Origin of the sequence: Bacillus sp. CH140a_4T (assembly GCF_008923725.1) — a bacterium.
GTDB lineage: Bacteria > Bacillota > Bacilli > Bacillales > Bacillaceae_G > Bacillus_A.
Genome location: NZ_WBPF01000021.1, coordinates 220,022 through 243,382, shown reverse-complemented (window position 1 = coordinate 243,382; position 23,361 = coordinate 220,022). Strand labels below are relative to the sequence as shown.

The following is a 23,361-nucleotide window of genomic DNA, read 5'->3' as shown; positions in this document are numbered from 1 at the left end:
GCGAGACTATGTTATTCAAATTATCACGTCATAGTATGAAAAAGATGTTAAAAGATTATATGGTTTTACTTATTGGTCTCGTTATTAGTATTAGTATCTTCTACATGTTCCAAACGATGGCGATGAATAGTGAATTTACCAAGGATAATAGTCTTATTAGTAGCATTAGACTCGTATTTTGGGTAGGTGCCATACTATTATCTTTCATTACTGTATTTTATATTATATATGCCAATTCGTTCTTACTCACATTAAGAAGAAAAGAACTCGGTATGTACATGATGCTCGGCGCGAAAAAGAAAAAAGTAGCACAGTTATTATTTATTGAAACATTCGGTATGGGTATTGTCAGTATTATTATCGGTATTTTAGTAGGAATGTTACTTGCAAGTGTAGCAGGAAACTTTTTAATGAATGGTATGGAAATTTCAGCAAAAGGTAGTTATTCATCTGTATATACACCAGCAATCATAGTTACAGCTATATTCTTCTTAATACTATTTTTTATTACTGGTTTAATGAATAGCATCCGGTTATTACGTAAAACAGAATTGGAGTTAATTCGTGAAGATGAAACACTAGATGAAGTAAAGAAAAGTAAAACTCGCATTATTATAATGACAGTACTTGGTGTATTACTAGTAAGTACAGGGTATTACTTTATGATAAATATAAAAATGTTTGCTGAACTTGGTTTTATTATAGCGACAATCGTCACAACACTTGGAACATATTTTATCTTTAGTTCATTGCTCCCATTTTTTGTGATGAAGATTAAAGGGAATAAAAAACGAAATGAAACGGGCTTAAATAGTTTTACATATGCTCAGCTACGCTTTCGCGTAAATAGTTTATCGAGAGTATTAGGTACTGTAGCGATGTTAATTGCATTAGGCGCAGGTGCAATGACTGCAGGTATGGCGTTTCAAAAAAATGTAGGTATTATGACAGACTTTTCTCGTGTATATGATGTTGTAATTCATGATCCAAATGATCAAGATAAAGCATCCTTAAAAGAAATGGAAATTGTGGAAGAAAGCAAGTATAAGTATAAAGTTGATGGAGAAGCGGTGTATTACTTACGTAACGACTTAACTGCGAAACCACCACTCGTTTCCGATCACTTTGATACAAAAACTTTAAAAGAGCCTGCTCGTAAACGTGTGGCTGAACCTTTAACTGAACCTGTATATTCTGCTTTGGAAGCTCCCGAAGCAGCGAATAAGCTTCCTCGTATGCCAAGAGATTGGGAAGATGCAGTTGTAAGAGAAATACAAATTACACATAATCAGTTTAACGGAAAACCTGTAAGAATTGCTGATGAAGAACACTACAAAGCAGTTCAAGGAACGGAACATAGTGTAACATTAGCAAAAGTAGATGATATGAAAAAATATAAACCATTGTTGCTCGATATAGATAAGAGGCAAAAAGAATTAATTGAAACAACAACAGGTACAAAAGTAGAACTATATACAAAAATGACAATTTATCAGTTTATGAACAGTTTCATGAGTGGAACAATGTTTATGGGATTCTTCCTCGGAATTGCCTTTTTAGCAATGATGGCAAGTTCGCTTATGTTCAAAATATTAACAGGTGCTTCTCGTGACGTACGCCGTTATGAAATGTTACGAAAAATTGGCGTGAGACGTAGTATGTTAACGAAAAGTATTTATAAAGAGATTTCATATTTATTTATCTTCCCAGCGATTATTGGAATTTCCCACGTGTTAGTAGGGCTTAACTTATTCAGCTTTATATTGGTTGACCCGTTTGTGAAAGTGTGGGTGCCAATAGGGATTTTCTTAGTCATTTATTTCATCTATTATTGGATTACTGTTCAGCTTTATAAAGGTATGGTAATGCCGAAAGAAGAAGTAGCGAAATAGTTAAAGGAAAAAGACTCTTGTATAAAAGACAAGAGTCTTTTTGTAATGTTCTTTATATAGAAGGAAAAGATTGGATAATGGTCGAAAAATATAATGTAACTTCCAAGAAATGACTAAAATAATACTATTTTGTCGAGAGAAAGGATACGAAGTATGAAAGAAATGCTACAGTTATTTCGCAACAAAGTGTATGCACGTTTTTTTCTAGCAAATATTTTAGAGCGACTCGGTTCTATGATTGCTGGAATTTCTTTAATGTTTTACTTGTTAGATCAATACGGAAAACAACCAGTTTACGCAACGATGACACAAATTATGATCGCATTACCTGCATTAATCTTTTTTCTATTAGTAGGGACAGTAGTGGATCGTTTTGATAGAAAGCGTATTTGTACAGTAAGTAACATATGTTGTTCGCTCTGTAATATTGGAATCCTAATTTCACTTTATTATGGGATGATTATACTCGTCTTTATATTTTTATTTTTAGAAAATGCATGTATACAATTTTTCTCTCCATCAGAACAGTCGATGATACAGGGAGTAGTTGAATCAGACCAATACGGTGCAGCAGCTGGGATTAATCAAATGGTAAATAGTTTGTATGCTTTATTTGGTGTAGGAATTGCAACGATGGTGTACTGGACTTTTGGAATATACGGGAGCATTTTAGTAAATACGCTCACCTTTATTATGAGTGGTATTTTGATTCAAACGATGTCCATTCCAGAAAAAGTTCGTTTGCCAAATGGTAGAACAAAATGGAAAGAAGTTAATTTGAAGATGTTAATAACAGAGTTTCAAGAAGGGATCAAGTATATATACCAAAATGAAACTTTGAAAAAATTACTTTTAGGATTTATCGTTTTTGGATTATTAAATGGTATTTTAAGCGTATCAACAACTTACATATTAAAATACAAATTAGCACCAGCAACGTATGAAAGTTTAGCGATGGTAGGCGGTGTAGTTGGAGGGATTTCATTACTAATTGGAAGTATAATAGCAACAAGTATAGGTAAGAAATATGCACCAAAATCTATTATTGTATTTGGTATGGCGGGATCAGGTGTGTTCTTCGGTATGTGTTACTTTGTAAATCACGTATGGTCTTTTTATGTATGTATCGCTTTTGCGACTTTCTTTTTACCGTTTATTAATGTTGCAATAATGGGCTGGATGTATGAAATTGTAGAAGAGTCATTCATGGGACGCGTTCAAAGTTTACTTAGTCCATTAACGACAGGATTCCAGTTGTTATCTCTCGGTGCGATAGCCATGTTATTCCCGAAATGGATTCGTGCAGATACGTTGTTTATTATTTTATTTGGTTTATTATTTTTTGTTACGTGTTTATATCAAGCCATTTTACCTAGTGGGAAGAAACGGGTGCAAGGTATAGCTGAAGAGATGTAATATATGTGGCTTTTTGATTTCTGAATATTCTATCGGATGGTAAGGAGAAATCGTTATGTTGATGCGAATTGTTAAATGGTGTGGGATTACTTGTTTACAACTAGTAGCTGCAATCTTATGTATAATCTGTCTAGGTGCGCTACCGCGTTTATTTAAAGGATTGCAAATTGATTTAATTGGTTTTTGGAACACGATTGTCTTTCTTGGAGGGAAGTTACTTCAACCAGGTGAAATTACATATGGATTTCGGAACTCAAGAAAATTGTTTCCGCAAATATGGATTCATTATATTGAAACGATGATTGTATTTCTCTCAGCTTTTTTATTATCTTTGCTTATAGCGTATATACTTGTCGTTTTGGTATTACAGCGTTCTCATATGAAACAGAAAATGTGGAACGGGATTTTTCTTACGCTTGAGAGTATACCGGATATATTACTTATTTTATTATCACAACTTCTTGTCGTAATTATGTTTCAAAAAACAGGATTTATGCCGGTCAAACTAGCTGGATTAGGGGAAGAAAGAATACGTTTGTTACCGATTATATGCCTTACTATACCAACAACATTATTGTTTATTAAACTTTTGTTATTACGATTTAAAGAAGAATTAGAGAAAGAATATAGTTTGTTTGCCAAGAGTAAAGGATTAAGCTTACGGCATATTTTGACACATCATATTTCAAGAAATGTTTTATTGACGACAATTTATTATGCGAAAACAAATATTTTATTTATGCTTTCAAATTTATATATTATCGAATGGATTTTCAATACATATGGAATGTTTGTTTTTGTAAAAGAAAATTCTAAATTAGAAATATTTACAGTGAGTCTAGTAATATTATACGTACCGCTTTTTATACTATTTCGTATATTACATACGCTTTTACAAAATGTGATAAAGGAGCGTGTGTAACATGTGGCAAGTTGTAAAAAGAGATGTGAGATTTTGGATAGGTATTACTTTTTTGAGTGTACTAATGATTGTTAGTATTGGATATACGGTGTTTTTTGATGGGAATATTCGTGAACTTACGATGATGTATAACGAAAAAGGGGAACTAGAGGCAGCCCCATTTTCACCATCAAGTAAATTTTGGTTTGGAAGTGATGTGAAAGGCCGCGACCTTGTTCAATTAATAATAGAAGGCGCGAAATGGACAGTTGGAGCGAGTATCATTATAGCGATATTAAGAGTTATAGTTGGAGGGGGAATTGGTTTACTTCTTGGTATGTATGGTAAACGTTCTTTTCCAGTTATTTCATCCTTTTTTGATCCTTTTAGTATTGTACCGATGGTTATGATTTCTTATTTTATGTTAAATGAAGTTTTAACGTTTGATAGTGGAGCAGAAGTTGTGCCGTTATATTTGCGTGTGGCATTTCAAATTATAGTACTTGTATGCCTTGCTGTGCCAACAGTTATGTTGTATGTAGCGCAAGAAGTAAAGCGTATTAAGAAAGAAGAATTTATGTTGGCAGCTACTGTGCTCGGCGGAAGTAAGTGGCATAGGTTGAAGCACCATATATGGCCGCATATGTTACCATCATTTCTTTTATTAGTAGCTCAACAATTTGTAAGTACTTTATTACTTCTTTTACACCTTGGGTTGTTGCAATTATTTTTTGGTGGAACAATAACTTTTAGTGGAATGGATCCAGATAGTGTAACAAAAGAATGGACGGGCCTAATTGGTCAAAACTTCCGCCATTTAACTACACATACATGGATTGTACTTATACCAATTGCTTTTTATAGTATGACAATTTTAGCGGGAAATCTAGTTAGTAATAGTATGCAAGATGCGATTAAACTAGGAAATATAAAAATACCTAAGAGCAAGGATAAAGAGGTAAAGGAAGAGAAACGAGTACAAAATAATGTGAATGATTTTTCTTTTTATAGAGAGATACAAAAATAAAAAAAGAAAGCTGAAGACAAATTGTTCTCAGCTTTCTTTTTTCGTTTGATTTAGTGGTGTCCAGCAAATAGAGTGAACATTGTTATTAGTAAAAATCCACTAGTTGCCCACATTAAAAATGTAAGGGAAGAGAGTTGTTTCTTAGCTTTCCAAAGCATTTCATGAATTGTAACATAGCCAAGTGAACCGATAGCACTTCCCATAATGAGACCTTGTAGATGAAGAGCTTTTCCTTCCATCAAAATTCCAAAAACAGTACCGGTACCGAGAATAACTGAAAGTAATAAAGTTGTTAATAAAAAGGAAATATATTTATGTTTTGTAAAGAGAAAGGGAATAATTAATGCTAATCCTTCAGGAATATGGTGAACGACAATTGCTATTAAAAAAGGAATGGCAGAGTCAGCATGATTGATAAAAGCTGTACCTAAAGCAAATCCACTCGGTAAATTATGAATAAATATAGCGAAAGAGAGAAAAAGGAAAGTTTGCCATGCTTGTTGATCTTTTTTATGTATCATTGGATGATGACAATAGTTATCTAATAAGCTCATAACTAAAATACCGATAGCTATACCAAGTATAGGCCCAATTATTTCAAAGCTTGAAAATGTTTCAGGAATAATTTCAAGAGATAAAAGTCCAAGCAAAATTCCGCCACAAAATGCATATAAACGATGCATTTTTTCTTCAATTAGCTGGCGCGTAGCAATGCCGACTGCACCGCCTAATAGTAATCCACCGAATGAAAAAAATGTAACTATCATAGGAATCCATAATCGTTCCATCGTATCACACTCCGATTCTTCCACTTATTTTTAGCTTACGAAAAGGAAAGTTAGATTAGTCCAAGTAATTGTGTTTGATTATAGAGAAAAAACTAATAATTCGTTATAATTTATATATTAAACTTAAGTGGAAATGAAATGGGGAATACAATTGCAAACAAAATGGAGTCTATCTGAATATGAAAACCCAAAACGATATGATGTGGAAAATAAAAGTTTGTCAGATTTTCCGTTCTTACTATCATGGGCACAAAAACTAAGTATACAAAATGAATGGATTCTAGATATTGCTTGTGGAACAGGCAGAGTTACCATTCCCTTTATTGAAAACGGATATCAAATGATCGGTGTAGATATACATGAAGGCATGCTTGCTGAAGCGAAGAGAAAATCTATGGAGTGTAAAAAAGTAAAATGATTACAACAAGACTGCTTACAATTGAAGATTGAAGAAACGATTCCGTTAGCATTTATGGTTGGCCATGGATTTCAGCACTTTCTTACGAATACAGATCAAAATAAGCTATTAACATCTATTCATCATGTGTTAGCTGAGAATGGTATATTCATATTCGATACACGTTTTCCTTCAAAAGAAGAATTAATACAACCATCTACAGAAGAATATTGGACAGCTATTAGGGATGAAAGGGGAAGGAAATGTGATCTATATACTGAAATGACATACGATTCAATTCAGCAAGTACAGCACTACATAACAACAAGAAGGTTTTATGAGGGGGATGTGCGAGTAGAAGAACTGAAAACAACGATTGATCTTCGCTATACGTATCCGCAAGAGTTAGAAAGATTATTAGCAGCGAATGGATTTGAATTATTACATATATATAATGATTGGGAAGGAAATGAGTTAGGGGAAGATTGCTATTCTATGGTAGTAGTTTGCCGGAAGAAATAATAAGATAGTCTAAAAATATGAGTGTAATCACTTTTAAGGAGAGAAAAAGATGTCTTGGTACTTAGATAATGTTTATGAATTAAATAAAGAAGCGCCATATACATTCTACCTTCCTAGTTCAGAAGTGTTGGAGAGATTAAAGGTTGGAGATTTGGTAAAGAAACTACAGATACAATATATTTAATTCCTGAAGAGTACGAAGGGAATTTAATCGTTGTGTACAACGTACCTGGTGCGGAGTTGTTACCGAAGGAAGAAGAGTTTAGTATTGTTACTTTCTCAGCTGATGGTACCGCTGTGAAATCTACAAAAAATATGAAATATGGCACGGTAAATGATTTATATTATACAGTAAACAAGGAAGGGAAGCGTACAAAGATTGATTCAAGCTGTATACGCCTTGCTTCAACTGGAAGTAGAAGCGAAAATTCGTGGGAATTTCCATTTGCAAACTTAGAAGTAACTCGTACAGCATGTTCTCAAGAATTTTCAGCCAATGGCAGAGAGGTACCAGAGGATCAAGAGCATCCGGCTGAAAAAAAGATGAGAGATTTAATGCAGCATGTACAAGAACAGTATATGAATAAAGTGAAATAGTTAGTATGTTAGATGGCAGGAATTTACAAGTAGTAAAAATTGAAGAGAATAGTAGTAAATGGAGGAACTAATTATGCAGCAAATAAAAAAAATAGGAAACTCATTTTGGTATATGACACCAGTTTCTGAAACAGATAGACCTATATTAGGAATGGTCGTTGGACAAGAAAAAACTGTAATGATTGATGCAGGGAATTCAGAAGCACATGCACAATTATTTTTAGAAATGCTAAAAGAACAGAATGTATCAAGCCCTGATTTCGTAGCACTCACGCATTGGCACTGGGATCATATTTTTGGATTACCTGTACTACAAAATGCATTAACTGTTGCGCATGCTGAAACGAAAAAAGAAATGCAGACACTAGTATCTTATAAATGGACAGATGAAGCGTTGGACGCACGCGTAAAAGAGGGTACTGAAATTGAATTTTGCGCGGATTGCATCAAAAAAGAGTTTGAAGAAAAAGCGAGAAATATTAAAATTATTCCTCCAACCTTAACGTTCCAGGATCAACTTGAATTAGACCTTGGTGAAGTGACATGCGTGCTAAAACATGTCGGCGGAGATCATGCACATGATTCAGTTGTTATTTACGTGAAGGAAGAAAAGATATTATTTTTAGGAGACTGTATATATGCAGATATCTTTTCTTCAAAGTGGAACTATACGACGAAACGAACGTTTAAATTAATAGAAGAGCTGGAGGCGTTTGATGCTGAAACCTATATTCTTTCTCATGGGACAGCTATAAATCGAGAAGAATTTTTACAAGAAATGCATTTACTAAAAACAGTAGGAACTTATACAGAAATTCATAAAGGCGATGAAGAGAATATAAAGGAAGCGTATAAACGAGACGTAGATAGAGAATTAAATGAAGATGAATTAGAAACAATAACGTTTTTTGTAAATGGTTATGAAATGAATAATCTATAAGGTACAACGTTAATTAAATATAATTAAACTGCACAAAAAGAGTATTGAAAGTTAATTCAATACTCTTTTTTATAATTAAATATCTAGTTTCCACCAATTTCTAAATATGGGGTTTATCGTCTGAGGTGATGCCACTCTATTTATTTTTCGTATAGATAGTGGTTCAAGTAGAAGCTTTCTTCGCTAATTCAGTTATATAGTTAAAAAATCCATTGTGGTTTACATCGTATACTACATTTACAGGTCGTCCATCAACAGTTTCCACTGTACGCCCCTGGCTAGGTCCATATGTATGAACGATACTATTAATCGTTTGAGTTTTTACAAGATTAGTGTTTCCGACAAATGCAGTAGTTAGTACATCCCACAAATAATAAGTAGAGTTCGTTGAGAAGTGAACGAGAGGGGGAACCATTGCATAGCATTGACCAAGGAAATCAATACCAATATATTTTCGCTCTTTTGCCCAACGTTCACGTATCTCTATAGTTAATGGAACCTGGTTTGTACTTTCTAGCGTTACTAAGTCGATTTTAATTTTTGATTCCCACACACGAGCTACTGCTTCAGGATCCCAAAACGAATTCCACTCAGCTGTTCCATCATGTTCTGGTTCATGTACATTGCCGGCAGTACGAAATGTTCCTCCCATCCAAACAAGGCGCTCAATTTCCCCCTCGATTACAGGTGCTTCATATAGTGCACGGGCTAAATCGGTAAGAGGACCTGTAAATAATAAAGTTGTTTTCTCTTCAGTTTGTAGTAGGGTTTCAATTAAATGATGATGTGCAGGTTTTTCTGCTACGGGTGTGACAACTTTTCCAGACTCATTTAAAATCGGTAAAGCATCTACATAAAATGCATGCATCCGCCAGTCTTTTGGAAATGGATTTTTCGCACGGGAATTTGATGCAGCTACTTCAATATTTCCATTGCCGAAACGATCAATAATTTTGCGACTTGCAGACATTGCTGGTTCTAAATAGCAATCTGCAGGGATAACTGAAACACCTGTAAGCTCGACATTATCCATCTGAAGTAATAAAAATAGTGAAATTAAATCATCTACACCACCATCATGATTGAAGTACACTTTTTTCCTCATTGTAATCTCCATCCTATATGATTTAGTTAGAAATTAAATATGAATTGTGGAAAAATCATCAATAATTTTCACCACTTCAATTTCACCATTAATCAGTAACTCAGGGAGTTCATTACTATCGTTTCCTCTCCAATACTCTCTAGCTTGCTCAATTTTTTGAGAGAAAGGAATACCGTCTTCTTTCGGTAAAAGATTTCCGTCACCTTCAAAAGAATTACCGATTACTCGTAGTTTAACAATTTGTAAAACTTCTCGATTGTAAGAATCAAATAACGCTTTCCATTTTATAGCATTTTCATAGCTCCTTGCAGCATATAAACAAGATAATCTTGAAGGGTATTCAGGGAATTCTTGTAGTCTTACCATTTCTACAATCGTTTCTCTAACCGCTCTCATTGTTTGGCCCATATAATTCATAACTACTTTAGCATTATCATTTTTTATATGTAATTCTTCATTTGTATAATGCTCTTTTAAAATTTGTATAGAATCTTCACCGTTAGAATTCAAATGTTCCCTTTCAAAAAAGAAATGAAATAGGATATTAGTTTGATTTTTATCAAAATGAATGTTTTGTCCTATCTTCATTTTTTTCCTTGTTACGATGTGATATGCGTAAAATTCTTGTTCATACATGGTTATCCTCCTAGTAGTAATGTAATTCAATGTTAAATTTAGTAATTCAACATTGAAATATATAAAACCTTTATAAAAAAAGTGAGAATTTGAATAGAAAGTATAGTAAATATATGATAACGCTTTAAAAACGTTCACAAAATGTTCACTTACGAAGAGGTTTCCACAATCGATATAATGACAAAGACTTAAACAGAAAGGATGATAGAAATTGCCAACAACAAGAAAAGAAAGCCTCCAATTCGGTATGATGATGTGCCTTGGGATGGTTATTGTAATGACGTTTTATAATTTACTACTGAACGGAGCAGGGGGACCAATTCGTATTAAGGAGATCGCATTAGAACTAGTAATTGGATTCATTATTGCACTATTAATTGAAATATGTATCGTTGGACCTTGTGCGAAAAAAATTGTAATCGCGTTACCATTTGATAAATCGAAAAAAGTAAATATGATTATAGCGATGGCGACAGCTATGGTAATTGGAATGGTTTTCTTTATGTCTTTTTACGGAATGGCTATGATGTATTTACATGGTGGACTACAAGGAGGCTCCTTTGTATCGATGTATTTCTCGATTTTTATTAAAAACTTCATTATGGCGTATCCATTACAATTAATTATTATGGGGCCGCTTGTGCGTTTCTTATTTGGAAAGTTTGTTTTGAAGAATAAATCTGTTAATGTAGCGTAGTTATAATTATTAAAATTATATATATTAATAAAAAATAAAAGCGCATCTCAAATATTTTGAGGTGTTTTTTTTATGGTCATTCGCAGTTGTTTTCATAGTGTTGTGACATTTGTCCTTTTGCTTATATAGGATTATAGCTTTTAATTAAGTCAGAAATAGAAGATGAGGAGATGATTTTTTGAAAGGGATTGTATTTGCTATTTTTGCTGGTGTATTTATTACACTTCAAGGAACCTTTAATGCGAAACTTAGTTCACATATTGGTATATGGTCAACGAGTATTATAACGCATTTCATTGGATTCCTTATTGCAACAACTGTATTTTTATTAAAGAAAGAAGAGAAAGTAGCGGATTTAAAGGATGTGAAAAAAATATATTTAGTAGCTGGTGCACTTGGTGGGTTAATTATTTGTATAATGGGTGCAATAAAGAGTTTGGGTCCAGCTTATACGGTGCTCATTAGTCTTATTACTCAATTAGTTGTTGCGTTATGTATTGATACATTCGGATTATTTGGAATAGAAAGGGTTTCCTTACAAATAAATAAATTAATTGGAATAGCTCTTTTAATTGTAGGGGTAGCAATTTTTAAAAATCTTTTTTTGAATAAAAAAGCTATTAAAATAACTGAGGATGAGATTTAAAGTATATAAAGGCAAAGGTATTAAGAATCAGATTATATATTTATGTAGTAGAGAATGTCTTTCTTATATGTCCTATAAGTGAAGGTTTTATATCTATTGAATAAAAACATGAGTTAGCAATTAGCGTAGTTGAAAAGAAGACATCGATACGTTGAGGTCTTCTTTATTTATATTGTTTTGAGGTATATGAACTTAAGTATAGGGTATAAGAAGTGGCTTTAGGCAAGAAGAATATGACCGAAAATATAATATTACTAAATATATATAACTAATGCATGCAATGTCTTTTTCAATTATTATATTGAAAATAATTTTATGGTAAAATCTTTAACATAATTAAATAAAGGGGTAGTATTCTATGGGTTATTTCTCAAATAGTTTATTAGTTTTGTTTGTTCTTATCGTCTGCAGTTGTATGATTTTTGGTTGATACTATAATTATAGATTTATATAAAAGAAGTTAACTGAGGTGAGGTTAACTTCTTTTTAGTTTATGTTGAGAAGGAATTATTTTGTTCTTATGGAAGTTTGTTTAAGTTAATTACATATTAAGGGTAATTTTGTGAAATACAAACAAACGAGAGAATAAGGAGAATTTACATGAATAATAGTATAAATTACACAATGGAACACCCAACAGATTTCAATGGATTATTAGCTTTATACGAATTTTTAGGATGGAATTCTCTTAAATTAACGGTTAATGAATTGGAGAAAATGTGTAAACAAAGTTGGTATGCAATATATGCTTTTAAAGAGCAAAGATTAATTGGGATGGGACGAGTAATATCAGATGGGATAATTACGGGCATTATTTGCGGTGTATGTGTAATGCCAGAATATCAGTCCATTGGTATTGGAAAAGAAATAGTAAAGCGATTAATCCAGCACTGTGAACAAAACAAGGTTATTCCCCAACTTATGTGTGTGGAAAAATTGCAATCTTACTATGAATCTATAGGATTTGAGGCATTCTCTATTGGGATGAAAAAACATATTATAAGATAGCCGCGCTTTATATTTTCGGTTTACTCGTACATATTTTCAAACTTCATTATAAAGGAGAATTGCTGTATGGAGATTGCTAAAGGGGTAGAAATGTTACAACTTGAGTTTCAAGAATTTATTATTCACCCAATTCTTTTATGGGATGATGAAATGGCAGTTTTAATAGATACTGGTTTCCCTGGACAATTTGAAGACATACAAGCAGAGATGGAGAGAGTTGGCGTATCATTTAGTAAGCTAATAGCTGTGATTTTGACACATCAGGATATAGATCATATAGGTAGCCTTCCTGAATTATTGAAGAATGGTGTAAGTGATATTAAAGTTTATGCGCATGAACTAGATAAGCCGTATATTGAGGGGAAGTTACCTTTAATAAAAGATGGAAATGTAGAGAATCCACCAAAAGGAAAAGTGAGTGATCTTGTAATTGATGGACAGGAGCTTCCGTATTGCGGTGGCATTCGTATTCTCCATACTCCAGGGCATACTCCGGGTCATATTAGTTTATATTTAAAACAAAGTAAAATTCTTATTGCAGGAGACTCCATGTATAGTGTGAATGGAATGTTAGGAGGAATTCACACCCCAACAACTTTAAATGTTAAGGAAGCGCAGAAGTCTTTGAAGAAGTATTCAAATCTAGATATTGAATCTGTAGTTTGTTACCATGGGGGATTAAGTAAGGAGAATATAAAGATTCAACTTCAAAATTTATAAAAGTTGAAGACAATAATTTTTGATTAATGGGTGCCAAAGTGTAATCTAATTGTTGGTATATAAATAAAACATTTAAAATATAAAAAAGCATGTTTGAAGAAAATCAAACATGCTTTTTTATTAAAGGAAATCTATTTAATATGTATGACCTAAACCGTGCCAATAAAAAGAAACGATTTCTTGTGCTAATTCATCTATATTAGCAAGAATTGGATTGTGATTTTCATCTTTAAAATTCCCAATTGATAATAAAGATACGAATGCATGAGCCGCAAACTTAGCGTTTCCTTTTGGGATTTCTCCCATTTGTATTGCATGGTCGAGTGCTTTTTCTAATATTTCATACATGTTGTCTTCAGCGTATTTTAATTCTTTCAATTGTTCTTCAGATAACGACAGTTTTGCATCTTTCATAAAATTCTTCATATCAATATCCATCGTTGCGTGTAAGTAGACTTTAGCGAAGTTCAATAATCTTTCTTTTAAAGTCTTATTTGTAGAAAGAATTTGAGACATATTCTCGCGTATACGTACCATCATTTGAATCATAGTAGCGGTAAATAAATCTGCTTTTGTTGAATAGTAATAGTAGACGGTTGCTTTCGTAACACCACAAACTTTTGCGACTTCATCCATGGAAACGACTTGATAATTTTGAGTAAGAAATAACCGAGTTGCCACTTCTAAAATAGTTTCTTTTGTAGATTTTGTATTTTTATTCTGACGAGGCCTTCCGAGGGGACGTTGTTTTTGTTCCAAATCCATTCGCTCCTGACATGTATTGTTGAGATAATTATAACACAAATTTTTATTCATTCTTGATTAATTAACCGACCAGTATATATAATTAATATTAGAGGAAAAAAGGGAGGTGGGTTTTTATGAAAAAGCACCCGTTACATATGTTAGGGAGGCTTGTAGCAGGGAAAAATACACAATGGATCACTTTATCGATTTGGATTCTTATTACATTACTACTTTCATTTACGTTGCCACAAGTAAACAGTACGAAAGAACCGAATCCGAAAAATTTACCTGAAACAGCTATGTCGCAGCAAGCGGAAGCACTTATGAAAAAAGAGTTTCCGAATAATACAGGGAATCCTTTGTTAGTAGTATGGTATAGAGATGGTGGATTACAGTCACAGGATTATAAACTCATACAAGACGTTTATAAAGAATTAAAGGCTAGTCCTTTAAAGGAACAATCAACGTTACCACCATTTGATACAATTCCGGAACAAGTATTATTAAAAAGTGCATCAAAAGATGGTACATCATTTGTTACACCAGTATTCTTTAACAAGGCTGCTGGAACAGATATATTAAAAGGAAATCTTGATGATTTAAGAAACATAGTGAATAGTAAGGTCGATGGAGATCCATTTAAACAAAAAATAAGTGATTCGGGATTACATGTTCGATTATCTGGACCAGTAGGTATTCAAACAGATGCGGTTAGCTTATTTAGTCAAGCTGATGTGAAGTTATTAGTTGCTACTGTATTACTCGTATTAGTCCTATTAATTTTATTGTACCGTTCACCAATTTTAGCTATTTTACCTTTACTTGTTGTTGGCTTAGCATATGGTATTATTAGTCCTACACTTGGTTTTTTAGCTGATCACGGATGGATTAAAGTAGATGCTCAGGCCATATCAATTATGACAGTATTATTGTTTGGTGCTGGAACAGACTATTGTTTATTTTTAATTTCAAGATATCGAGAGTACTTGTTAGAAGAAGAAAATAAATATAAGGCATTGCAACTTGCAATTAAAGCTTCTGGCGGAGCAATTATAATGAGTGCGTTAACTGTTGTACTTGGATTAGGAACATTATTACTTGCTCATTATGGTGCCTTTCATCGATTTGCAGTGCCATTTAGTGTTGCTGTATTCATAATGGGAATTGCTGCTTTAACAATTTTACCAGCGTTATTATTAATTTTCGGTAGAGCTGCATTCTTCCCATTTATACCGAGAACAACTTCAATGAATGAGGAATTAATAAGAAAGAAAAAGAAAGTAGTAAAAGTTAAAAAATCAAAAGGTGCCTTTAGTGAAAAACTTGGAGATGTTGTAGTACGAAGACCGTGGACAATAATTATGCTCACTGTATTTGTATTAGGTGGATTGGCATCATTTGTACCACGTATTCAATACACATATGACTTATTAGAATCGTTTCCTAAAGATATGCCTTCCCGCGAAGGATTTACGTTAATTAGTGATCATTTCTCAGCTGGTGAACTAGCGCCAGTAAAAGTTGTTGTTGATACGAAAGGAAAAGAGCTTCCTATTAAAGAAGAACTCGAGAAATTTTCTTTCGTAAAAACTGTGAAAGATCCAAAAGTGGGCACAGAAAATAAGCAAATACAAATGTATGAGGTTTCTTTAGCTGAAAATCCTTACTCAATTGAAGCGTTAGATCAAATCCCTAAATTGAAAAACAGTGTAGAAAAAGTATTAAAAGATGCAGAGATTAGTAATGCTGAAGATCAATTGTGGATTGGCGGAGAAACGGCGTCATTATACGATACAAAGCAAATTACGGAACGTGATGAAGCGGTAATTATTCCAGTAATGATTAGTATTATAGCGTTATTGTTACTTGTTTACTTACGATCAATTGTCGCGATGATTTATTTAATTGTAACTGTCGTTTTATCATTCTTCTCGGCATTAGGCGCCGGATGGATATTACTTCACTTCGGTATGGGAGCACCGGCCATTCAAGGCGCGATACCGTTATACGCATTCGTATTTTTAGTTGCTCTAGGTGAAGACTATAATATTTTTATGGTTTCAGAAATATGGAAAAACAGAAAGACACAAAATCATTTGGATGCAGTAAAAAATGGGGTTATACAAACAGGTAGTGTCATTACATCAGCAGGTTTAATTTTAGCAGGAACTTTTGCGGTATTAGGTACACTTCCAATTCAAGTTCTTGTTCAATTTGGTATTGTAACTGCAATTGGGGTACTACTAGATACGTTTATTGTTAGACCATTACTTGTACCAGCAATTACAGTTGTTCTAGGGCGTTTTGCTTTTTGGCCAGGGAAACTTTCGAGAAAGAGTGAAGAAGTACAAAAGGTGGATGCATAGTTAAGAAAGCCAAGGATATTTTCCTTGGCTTTTTCTATGTAGTCCATTAATTTTTTGAAGTCAAATCTTCAGTTTCAGCGTGATCAGCATCTTCAATAGCGGTTTCTGGCATTCCATATAAGCCGTTCATTGCTTGTTCTTCCACATTAAGGTTTGCAGTATTATTATTCTGAATAGGTGTAGCGTTTTCGGTAACATTTTCTTTTTTATTTACATTTTTGTTATTCATGTTTTACCCCTCCAAACGTCAGTTGATTTATTAATAGTATGTGGTTGGATTTCAATAAATATGTGAATGGATTTTGCGGATGTTATATAATTAAATAAAAAACTTGAGGATAAATTGAAATTGTAAGGAGTGAACAGGTGTGGTGAGAACAAGAAAGTTAGCCTTCTAAAATAAAAAATAAAATTTTAGGAGGCTATTAAAATGAGTTTTCATATAATTGACAGAGAAAATTGGCATAGAGAGCAGTATTTTGAACATTATTTAAAGTTGAAATGTACGTTTAGTATGACGGTGAATGTTGATATCACGATGTTATTAGAGGAATTACATCAAAAGGGAATAAAATTTTATCCCGTTTTTATATATTTAATTTCTAGAGTAGTAAATAATCATAAAGAATTTCGAACATGTTTTAACGATGAAGGAGTTTTAGGCTATTGGGAGAAAATGACACCAAGTTATACAATCTTCCATAAAGATGATAAATCTTTTTCAAGTATATGGACGGATTATTCTAGTGATTTCCACATTTTCTATAAAAATTATGAAGAAGATATGAGATGCTATGCTAATGTTCATGGTCTCTTCACGAAAGAGAATATTCCGCCAAATTCTTTTCCAATCTCTAGCATACCTTGGTCTAGTTTTACTGGATTTAATCTGAATATTAATAATGATGGTGATTTTCTATTGCCAATTATAACTTGTGGAAAATATTTTAATGAAGATAATAAGGTTATACTACCAGTTTCATTGCAAGTCCACCATTCGGTTTGTGATGGATATCATGCGAGTCGATTTATAGAGGATTTACAGAAGTTAAGTAATCGTTGTAACGAGTGGCTTAAGTAATATGTAATTTTTAAATATACACAATTAAAAATGAATAAAAGAAGTGACCGTGTTTATTACATGGTCTCTTTTTTATTCATTAATACTAAGTTACAGTGGAAAAAATGGGTCGATTTGTAGTTTAATGGTATATAAATAGATTAATTTTAATTTTCTTTATTTTATATCTATATCGTTCGCAAAACTTATTATTTTGTAACAATGAAGGGGAAAACAAAAATGACAATAATATCTATAGAAAAAACTACAATTTTAGATGCCGAAAAGTTAACAGAAATAATGACAAGAACATTTGATGAAGAAGCAAAACGATGGTTATGCTGTCAAGATGATGTAATTGACTATAACATCCAACCACCAGGGTATTCTTCAGTTGAAATGATGAGATATTCGATTAAAGAACTGGATTCTTTCAAAGTAATAATGGACGAAGAAATAATAGGGGGAATTATAGTTACGATTTCTGGTAAATCATACGGTAGAATTGATCGTATTTTTGTAGATCCTAAATATCAAGGAAGAGGAATAGGGTCGCAAGTTATTAATTTAATAGAAGAGAAATTCAAAAGTATAAGGATTTGGGATCTTGAAACATCTAGTAGACAAATTAATAATCATCATTTTTATAAAAAAATGGGTTATGAAATAATTTTTAAATCTGAAGATGAGTATTGTTATGTAAAAAGAATAACTGTAGAGCCAGTTGAAGAGAATTTAATTAAAAATGAAGATTTGAAAAATAGCCAATACGAAAACTGTAATCTGGTTAATACAGAATATTATCAAGTAAATTTAAAAAATAGTGCATTTGTTGGTAGTAATATAATGCATATGAATATGAGTAATTGTAATGTAAGTCAATCAAAGTTTAGAAATATAAATTTTAAAAGGTCTTTATTTGCAGATTTAAATCTTTCTGGTGGTAAATTTAATTTGGTGACATTAGGTGGAGTGCAATTCAAAAATACAAGTCTTGGAGATGATAAAGAACCAATTTTATTCGATAAATGTGATTTAGAAGGTAGTACGATAAATAATAGTAATCTAAAGAATATGGAAATAGAAAATTGTGATATAACCGGTATGAAAATAAATGGCATTTCAATTGAAAACCTGCTTGAGTTATATAATAAAGTAAAGGGTTAACCAGCATAAATTGTTCATAAGTTGATAGAAAAACGAATGTTATTCTAAAATAATTATGTAAAAATAACATAAAGAAATGAAGTTAAGAAGGGGTTTTATGTAGGGAGCTAGAGAATATATATGTATTGTTATGAATATGGAGGGAAGAAATTATGGGGATCAAAGTAAGAGCGGTAGAAATACAAGATGCTAGAGCCATTCATCGTATATGCATACAAGATAACGTTTTACCTTATATGGTTTTCTTACCTAGCATGCGTGTAGATGCGATGGAAAATAGAATTCGAAATTTAGCACCAAATCAATTTGAATTTGTTGCGGAGTATGATGGAGAAGTTGTTGGATTTGTTGGATTAACCCAAAACCCAGGACGTAGATCTCATTCGGGTGATTTATTTATAGGGGTAGATAGTGAATTTCATAATAAAGGCATTGGGAAAGCACTTCTTACAAAAATGCTTGATTTAGCTGATAATTGGTTAATGTTAGAGAGAGTGGAATTAGGTGTTTTAGAAACGAATCCTAATGCGAAATCTCTATATGAAAAATTCGGATTTGTAGAAGAGGGAGTAAAGATAGGGAATTTGAAGGCCCACGGAAAGTTTATTAATGAAATTATGATGAGTCGTTTTAGACCAGATGGTTTAATTGTACATAATAAATAAAATTGTAAATTAAGACTGTTGCTTTAACATAAAAAGTATGGTTAATATTTGCCATGCTTTTTTTGCTATTAGAAGAACGAATAATTAATAATGGTTGATATGTTAGGAATCATTTTAGTTTGAAATGCATATTACTTAATAGTATTTATTTCTGTGAACAGGAAGAATGAAATAGAAATTTTATACTCAATTCTGTAATTATGACTCAGACAACTACAGTGCTAGATGGAACATGCATCAGATATATGCATGGGTATAAATTATTACACCTTGAACAATGCACTACATTACATAAGTACATTTAAATTATATATATTTCTATACATAGCATATTAATGCATTCAAGGAATAAGGAGTGATTGGATTGTCGACAGAGCAACCTATTCCTGGACATTTTGTAATGGATGAACAGCGTGCTATGCTGTTGCCGCCAGAATTAAAAGCGGCTCCATCTGAATCCTTAACTGAACAATTATTTATTGAACGATCTTTAACAGAAAATAGATTTTGGTTACGTATAATGAAAGAGCATGCATTGTTTCTTGGTGAAGGATTTAATCGAAATGATAAAAATTTAATTCAGCAGGTAGACCAATTTTATAATCTGTTTGATCGACATTTGCAAAAAGCGTTTACGATTCCGCAAACAGTTCAAGCGGTTAGGCAATTAAATGAAGAAAGTATTCAACTCGTATATGCTTTTCGTAATTATAAAAGAAATTTACTCATTTTAATTATTAATTGTAAGGTGAAAGGTTTTAATTTTCCGCTTTTAGTAGATCACATTGCAAGAGAAGCAGAATATTTTATGCGAACACTTCAAAAGTTTAACGAAGGGAAAATGGACCCTATTCAAGATGCGATCATTAGTGAGAATGTATTTTGGTTGCGCATTATGATGGAGCATTCCCGTTTTATTGCTTCATTATTGGATCAATCGGAGAGAAACCTAGTTCATAAAGCATTGAAGTTCGGAGATGATTTTGAGGTGTTATTAAACCAAGCTAGAGATGTTGAATCTATGCTATACAAAAAAGAACCGACCTATCCAATTATTGGTAAAATGAATAAAGATAGCGAAAATGCGACAGTGGAGTTAAGGAATTTCAAAAAAGCAGGATTAGAACTAATTCAAACGTGCCAAATTCGAAATGTTATCAACCCTCTGTTGGCTGATCACGTTACAAGAGAAGCAGAACATTTCCTGTTTATGATTCATGTTTTAGAACAAAGATTGAAACAAAAACAGATGGATCAATCTACACAGCAATAAAAAGCATGACAAATCAATGTCATGCTTTTTTATTTGTTAGTTGTGATTAGGCAGTTTTGGTTGTAATAAAAATAATGCTAATCCAATGAAAATAATTGAAATTCCCAGTGATTGTTGTAAAGAAATAGTCTCTTCTAATATAAAGTACGCTAGTATACAAGTTCCAATCGTTTCTCCTAAAATACTCATAGAAATAACAGTAGTGCTCATCCATTTTAGTAACCAATTGAATATAGTCTGACCTAAAATCGTAGCAATGAAAGCTAAGCCAATAAAGCAAACCCAAGTTTGTGTAGAGTAATGGATGAAAGATTCGTTTTGCATGTAGGCAAATAAACCAAGAAAACAGGCGCTACTTCCATAACTAATTACGGAATACGGAATAAGTGATAAATCTTTACGAACATGTTGGCTAATGAAAAAGTAAGCTGTAATAATTCCGGCCGCAATAAACGCTAAAATGTCCCCGTATAAAGCTTCTCCACTAATTTGGAAGTCTTGCCATCCGATGACGATACTTCCTGAAATAGCGATGAGGCAACCAATAATCGCTCCTTTCGTAAATCTCTCTTTAAATAGAAAGTAACCGCCAATCATTGAAAATAAAGGTTGTAACGTTACGATAACTGTAGAACTTGCTACAGAAGTATATTGTAATGATTCAAACCAAAGTACATAATGTGCAGCTAAAAAGAGCCCAGATATGAATCCGAATACCCATTGTCTTCTTGTTACTGATTTTAGCTCGCTTCGATTATTTTTATTAAAAAGTAAAAAGGGTAACAGAATTAGTGCAGCAAAGAATAATCGATAAAAAGCAATGATAGCTGCAGGAGCATCTGCTAATTTTACAAAAATCGCTGAAGTTGATAGGGCAAATACGCCGAAAAATAAGATGCAATATGAAAGAATAGGTGATTTCACAGTTTGTGCCTCCGATACAATGTTTATTATAATAAACTTAATACGATATAATGTACAAAGGTAAGTATATAAGTCCTTAAGGCGATAGGAAAGGATTATTTGCCTTTGTTTACTATGTCAGCACAAAGACAACGAAATGTGCAATATGATGGACGAAAGGAAGTTTTTACTATGATCCATGATAGAATCGGACAAACGGTATTAAGTTATCGTAAGAAAAATAATATGACAATTCGGGAATTTGCTGATTATGCAGGGATTAGTACTTCACTAATTAGTCAAATTGAACGAGGATATGCGAATCCTTCTTTAAGTGTATTGGAATTAATTGCAAAAGCATTAAATGTACCACTATTTACACTTTTTATTAATGAAATCGATACAGATTCACTCATTTCTAAGAAAAAAGATCGAAAAAAAGTATATCGGGAGAACAATGATCACATTGTATATGATGTATTAACACCGGATTTTATGAAAGCACGTATTGAAATGTTAATGATGGATTTAAATAAACAAGCAAGAACAACGGAAAGTCATTATTCACATGAAGATAAGGAAGAAATTGCTGTTGTTATGAAAGGAGAAGTGTATGTGGAATTAGAAGGAAAAGAATATTTTTTAGAAGAAGGTGACGTTGTACGTATACCGCCAAACGTGAAGCATCGGTTTTTAAATAAAAGTGATGAATCCAATCATATTTTATTTGTATTGACGCCATCTTTAGGATGAGTATAAATTGATTTTTATTACGGGGGATAGATAGATGGAAAATAAAACTGTTTTAAAAAATGGCCTTTCAATTATTTCACAATGTAAAAAACAAACAAATGATATTTGGCATGCACATTTCGGAGCAGCTGCAATTGCTAGTTATTTCTTTATGAAAGATAATAATCCGGAAGAAGAAGTGACTCGTAGTATGTATTCCCAAACAAAAATGATGCTGAACAAGCAAAACTTAGGTGAAGTCATCGATAGTAAAGAAGAAATTGATTTTCAAAGTGCTGAAAAAATGATTATAAAATCATTGGAACATACAATTGATGAACTTCATTGGGGGGGGCATAATGTCATTTATGCTGCATTAAGTTTATTAGCTATGAAAGAGTTACAAAAATGGGGTAGTAATCAAGAGATTGAAGGGATTACTAATCTTATATTATCGTTTCAAAAAACAATTCCAGGTAGATCGTGGATTGGTTTTACGACGAAGGAAGTAAAACAATTAAATATAAATGACGTGATAGAAAGTGAATTAAGAAATCCGAAACAAGTATCCAAGTTTATTTTAAAGGAGCTCTCGCAATTTAAAATTATTTATAGAGCGGAATCGCATCATGATTTAATTGGTCATTTACTTACTTTTTCTCATGCAATTAATATTATGTATGACTTAGGGCATAGGGATATATTCCATCGCGGGATACGTCCACTGTTAAAACTAGTATTCGTGTTACGTGCCAGTCAAAATCTTACGTCGAATAGTGAAATAAACTTGCACTCACCTATAGATCGTTTACCTTTAATTGAATCTAAACGTGCTAATGCATTGCCAACAGAAAATCAATTTTGGCTAAAAGATTATAGTGTATTTGATTGGGATTTCGGGCATGTCTTTAAATTCTCATATAGTTATTTTGATCATATAAAGAGAGCTCCAATATATAAAAATATAACATTAGAGAAATTCCGATTTATTATTAATACATAATGGAGTCTAATGATCTGTATAAAGGGCTAAATTAAAAATTTCTTTGTTGAAAATATATTATTTTGAAATTTGTAAGATTTTACATGCGTATTTTACTTTTACTAATTATGTAAGTAGGCTATACTAAAATACATACATTTTATTATTGGAGAG

General features: G+C 32.4%; 23 protein-coding genes and 2 pseudogenes. 19 read left to right on the top strand and 6 right to left on the bottom strand.

Annotation, left to right across the window (positions count from 1 at the left end):
- The first annotated feature begins 8 nt into the window (after positions 1–8).
- The 4 genes from F8162_RS23040 to F8162_RS23025 all read left to right on the top strand — a co-directional run bounded on the left by F8162_RS23040 (position 9) and on the right by F8162_RS23025 (position 5,236).
- Positions 9–1,892, top strand: a complete 1,884-nt coding sequence (locus tag F8162_RS23040) for an FtsX-like permease family protein (RefSeq protein ID WP_151630325.1) — start codon at positions 9–11, stop codon at positions 1,890–1,892.
- A gap of 144 nt (positions 1,893–2,036) precedes the next feature.
- A complete protein-coding gene (locus tag F8162_RS23035; RefSeq protein WP_264158329.1) occupies positions 2,037–3,308 on the top strand; it encodes an MFS transporter in 1,272 nt (423 codons plus the stop codon).
- A gap of 55 nt (positions 3,309–3,363) precedes the next feature.
- A complete protein-coding gene (locus F8162_RS23030; RefSeq protein WP_151630327.1) occupies positions 3,364–4,230 on the top strand; it encodes an ABC transporter permease subunit in 867 nt (288 codons plus the stop codon).
- A 1-nt stretch (position 4,231) separates the two neighbouring features.
- Positions 4,232–5,236, top strand: a complete 1,005-nt coding sequence (locus F8162_RS23025) for an ABC transporter permease subunit (protein WP_151630328.1) — start codon at positions 4,232–4,234, stop codon at positions 5,234–5,236.
- Between the two features lie 50 nt (positions 5,237–5,286).
- On the opposite strand, the gene F8162_RS23020 is transcribed toward F8162_RS23025, so the two are convergent.
- Complete coding sequence (locus tag F8162_RS23020) at positions 5,287–6,024, bottom strand: ZIP family metal transporter (protein ID WP_151630329.1); 738 nt, start codon at positions 6,022–6,024, stop codon at positions 5,287–5,289.
- Between the two features lie 133 nt (positions 6,025–6,157).
- Here F8162_RS23020 and F8162_RS23015 point away from each other — a divergent pair.
- The 4 genes and pseudogenes from F8162_RS23015 to F8162_RS23005 all read left to right on the top strand — a co-directional run bounded on the left by F8162_RS23015 (position 6,158) and on the right by F8162_RS23005 (position 8,480).
- Positions 6,158–6,943, top strand: a pseudogene (locus F8162_RS23015) (class I SAM-dependent methyltransferase).
- A 49-nt stretch (positions 6,944–6,992) separates the two neighbouring features.
- Positions 6,993–7,103, top strand: a pseudogene (locus F8162_RS29140) (DUF2185 domain-containing protein); the annotation flags it as partial.
- Positions 7,079–7,540, top strand: coding sequence for a DUF6843 domain-containing protein (locus F8162_RS23010; RefSeq protein ID WP_225990188.1), 462 nt, complete (start codon positions 7,079–7,081; stop codon positions 7,538–7,540). The pseudogene F8162_RS29140 and the gene F8162_RS23010, both read left to right, overlap by 25 nt.
- Before the next feature lie 73 nt (positions 7,541–7,613).
- A complete protein-coding gene (locus F8162_RS23005) occupies positions 7,614–8,480 on the top strand; it encodes an MBL fold metallo-hydrolase (RefSeq protein WP_151630331.1) in 867 nt (288 codons plus the stop codon).
- Between the two features lie 163 nt (positions 8,481–8,643).
- On the opposite strand, the gene F8162_RS23000 is transcribed toward F8162_RS23005, so the two are convergent.
- Together F8162_RS23000 and F8162_RS22995 are read right to left on the bottom strand one after the other, a co-directional pair.
- Complete coding sequence (locus tag F8162_RS23000; protein ID WP_151630332.1) at positions 8,644–9,585, bottom strand: nucleoside hydrolase; 942 nt, start codon at positions 9,583–9,585, stop codon at positions 8,644–8,646.
- A gap of 33 nt (positions 9,586–9,618) precedes the next feature.
- The gene (locus F8162_RS22995; protein ID WP_151630333.1) at positions 9,619–10,221 is read right to left on the bottom strand and encodes a DUF2441 domain-containing protein; all 603 of its coding nucleotides are present in this window, start codon (positions 10,219–10,221) and stop codon (positions 9,619–9,621) included.
- Positions 10,222–10,432: 211 nt separating this feature from the next.
- Here F8162_RS22995 and F8162_RS22990 point away from each other — a divergent pair, with 211 nt between their 5' ends.
- The 4 genes from F8162_RS22990 to F8162_RS22975 all read left to right on the top strand — a co-directional run bounded on the left by F8162_RS22990 (position 10,433) and on the right by F8162_RS22975 (position 13,292).
- Positions 10,433–10,918, top strand: a complete 486-nt coding sequence (locus F8162_RS22990; RefSeq protein ID WP_151630334.1) for a DUF2798 domain-containing protein — start codon at positions 10,433–10,435, stop codon at positions 10,916–10,918.
- Between the two features lie 178 nt (positions 10,919–11,096).
- Positions 11,097–11,564 carry a DMT family transporter gene (locus F8162_RS22985; protein ID WP_151630335.1) on the top strand — a complete coding sequence of 156 codons (468 nt, stop codon included), beginning with the start codon at positions 11,097–11,099 and terminating at the stop codon, positions 11,562–11,564.
- A gap of 600 nt (positions 11,565–12,164) precedes the next feature.
- The gene (locus F8162_RS22980) at positions 12,165–12,572 is read left to right on the top strand and encodes a GNAT family N-acetyltransferase (RefSeq protein WP_151630336.1); all 408 of its coding nucleotides are present in this window, start codon (positions 12,165–12,167) and stop codon (positions 12,570–12,572) included.
- 66 nt (positions 12,573–12,638) lie between these two features.
- The gene (locus F8162_RS22975; RefSeq protein ID WP_151630337.1) at positions 12,639–13,292 is read left to right on the top strand and encodes an MBL fold metallo-hydrolase; all 654 of its coding nucleotides are present in this window, start codon (positions 12,639–12,641) and stop codon (positions 13,290–13,292) included.
- Between the two features lie 135 nt (positions 13,293–13,427).
- Here the strand turns inward: F8162_RS22975 and F8162_RS22970 are convergent, their stop codons facing one another.
- Entirely contained in the window at positions 13,428–14,057 is a 630-nt protein-coding gene (locus tag F8162_RS22970) for a TetR/AcrR family transcriptional regulator (protein WP_151630338.1), read from the bottom strand.
- Between the two features lie 116 nt (positions 14,058–14,173).
- On the opposite strand from F8162_RS22970, the gene F8162_RS22965 reads away from it, so the two are divergent.
- On the top strand, positions 14,174–16,405 hold the full coding sequence (locus F8162_RS22965; protein ID WP_151630339.1) for an MMPL family transporter: 2,232 nt from the start codon (positions 14,174–14,176) through the stop codon (positions 16,403–16,405).
- Positions 16,406–16,451: 46 nt separating this feature from the next.
- On the opposite strand, the gene F8162_RS22960 is transcribed toward F8162_RS22965, so the two are convergent.
- Positions 16,452–16,634 carry a DUF4021 domain-containing protein gene (locus F8162_RS22960; protein WP_151630340.1) on the bottom strand — a complete coding sequence of 61 codons (183 nt, stop codon included), beginning with the start codon at positions 16,632–16,634 and terminating at the stop codon, positions 16,452–16,454.
- Positions 16,635–16,835: 201 nt separating this feature from the next.
- Between F8162_RS22960 and catA the strand changes: the two genes are divergently transcribed.
- The 4 genes from catA (at position 16,836) to F8162_RS22940 (ending at position 20,570) form a co-directional block, all read left to right on the top strand.
- Positions 16,836–17,486 (top strand): type A chloramphenicol O-acetyltransferase, encoded by a 651-nt coding sequence (catA, locus tag F8162_RS22955; protein WP_151630341.1) that lies wholly within the window; start codon positions 16,836–16,838, stop codon positions 17,484–17,486.
- Positions 17,487–17,687: 201 nt separating this feature from the next.
- Positions 17,688–18,632, top strand: a complete 945-nt coding sequence (locus F8162_RS22950; protein WP_151630342.1) for a GNAT family N-acetyltransferase — start codon at positions 17,688–17,690, stop codon at positions 18,630–18,632.
- A gap of 152 nt (positions 18,633–18,784) precedes the next feature.
- Positions 18,785–19,297, top strand: a complete 513-nt coding sequence (locus F8162_RS22945) for a GNAT family N-acetyltransferase (RefSeq protein WP_151630343.1) — start codon at positions 18,785–18,787, stop codon at positions 19,295–19,297.
- 364 nt (positions 19,298–19,661) lie between these two features.
- Positions 19,662–20,570, top strand: a complete 909-nt coding sequence (locus F8162_RS22940) for a DUF2935 domain-containing protein (RefSeq protein ID WP_151630344.1) — start codon at positions 19,662–19,664, stop codon at positions 20,568–20,570.
- Between the two features lie 36 nt (positions 20,571–20,606).
- Here the strand turns inward: F8162_RS22940 and F8162_RS22935 are convergent, their stop codons facing one another.
- Positions 20,607–21,494 carry a DMT family transporter gene (locus F8162_RS22935; protein WP_151630345.1) on the bottom strand — a complete coding sequence of 296 codons (888 nt, stop codon included), beginning with the start codon at positions 21,492–21,494 and terminating at the stop codon, positions 20,607–20,609.
- Between the two features lie 171 nt (positions 21,495–21,665).
- Here F8162_RS22935 and F8162_RS22930 point away from each other — a divergent pair, with 171 nt between their 5' ends.
- Positions 21,666–22,226, top strand: a complete 561-nt coding sequence (locus tag F8162_RS22930) for a helix-turn-helix domain-containing protein (RefSeq protein ID WP_151630346.1) — start codon at positions 21,666–21,668, stop codon at positions 22,224–22,226.
- A 34-nt stretch (positions 22,227–22,260) separates the two neighbouring features.
- A complete protein-coding gene (locus tag F8162_RS22925; protein WP_151630347.1) occupies positions 22,261–23,208 on the top strand; it encodes a hypothetical protein in 948 nt (315 codons plus the stop codon).
- The last annotated feature ends 153 nt before the right edge of the window (positions 23,209–23,361 follow it).